The sequence below is a fragment of the Corynebacterium sp. DNF00584 genome (assembly GCF_001552965.1).
Lineage (GTDB): Bacteria > Actinomycetota > Actinomycetes > Mycobacteriales > Mycobacteriaceae > Corynebacterium > Corynebacterium phoceense.
Genome location: NZ_KQ959767.1, coordinates 1 through 1474 on the forward strand (window position 1 = coordinate 1; position 1474 = coordinate 1474).

Sequence of the window (1474 nt, forward strand, 5' to 3'; positions counted from 1 at the left end):
ACAGCGATCTGAAAACACACAAATCTGCAGGACACAGCCCTTATCTTCGGTACTCATGGAGAACAATCAGATGGCAATCCTCGGCGACCAACTGATTCAGTGACGTCTGAGAAGGGACCGTACCCATCTGCTGCGGCTTGTCGACTGCCCTCAAAAGACGTACGCCGAAGTTCCTGGTGGGAGACCGCTACCAGAACGGCTTCAGATGGCAATTCTGAAGGCACCGTCAGCTTTAGCCGGCACAGGCGCACGCTACAGGAGTCCTTTCCGGCTTTCGATCAAACCTAGGAAGTAGCTCGTACGATGAACAAAGAAGTCCTCTCATCGAAATGCGACGGTATCGGCTATGTTCAACCTCACTAATTCTTGGAGCGGCGTCGTCAGCACCCACATTTCTAACGCACGCCGTGACTGTTACCGCGTTTGCACGCTGGGGAGGCAATTCTCCGCGGCAATAGCCACCGATTAATGGAGGAAATTGGGAAGTCAAGTGGCTTGCCGATTCCCGCATCCGCACGAAGCGATATACCTCAATAACTTTCAGACTCTTGGTTCACATCCCCCCGGCGGCAAAGTGGCGCGCTACTTACAACTGTGCCTTTACGACTATTCCAGCTGATGCTCATGCTGGCGGTACCGCATGCCGTTAGCTTGCTTGCAACTATAGGTAGACTATCGGCTCGTCAGCTGTTATTGCTCGCTGGCTTACTGGCCGGCGTTCCGCTCGTGTTTGCTCCCAACGACGTAGTGATCAATCGCCTTCAATACGCAGCACAGCTCGCGCTGCCGCTAGCTGCCCTGCACTACGCCACGACTTCGCCAAACCACGGTCGGAACTGAGCGACCACACGAAGTTTTGAGTTGGGCAAGAAGGGTTTTCGCTTCAGTATTACGTCATCCAACGGAGGCTTAGAGGGCTTGCTTCTTTTGCGGTCCTTGCCCAATGGAATGTACTTCTGGCCATCTTGCTGGCAGTTGCCACGTCGTATTCGGGCCGCAAAACATTTGCGTCTGTTGTTCAGCAATAAAGGCAGCTGGCGGGGCTAACGATGAGAATGCCCTGCGGAGCCATTTCCGATGACGTTTCGTGACTACTCCAGAGTAAGCCGAGCAAGGCAGACTCTACGGCTTCGGCGACTGGCTGTTCCGTCGCATTCAAGAACACAGTCGACAACGACTCGACCGGACCAACCAGGATTCTCAATGCGGCCTACAGCAAAGTCACATCGCGAGTACACCACTGATAAGTGCCATGCGCATTTACGTTGGAACCTACCCCAGGTCTATATCAATTACTCTGCGTCACTCATCAACCAGATGACCGGATAACCAAGCTCAAGCACGGTTTCGAGCTCGCTGGCGGGAAGGCGCGGGACAGGTCTGGCTCGAATGACGCTGTGATCGCGTATCAGCGACTGAAGACACAGTTGAGACGACTCTCCGCTACGTGCGTTGAAGTGTGAATGAGTCGTCC

The 1474-nt window shown here is 54.1% G+C and carries 1 protein-coding gene; it reads right to left on the reverse strand.

Translation table 11 applies throughout. The features are described 5' to 3' along the window. Positions 1 to 1292: 1292 nt before the first annotated feature. Positions 1293 to 1474: hypothetical protein (locus tag HMPREF0307_RS13395; RefSeq protein WP_210386305.1), on the reverse strand; the 182-nt coding region annotated here is incomplete at its 5' end.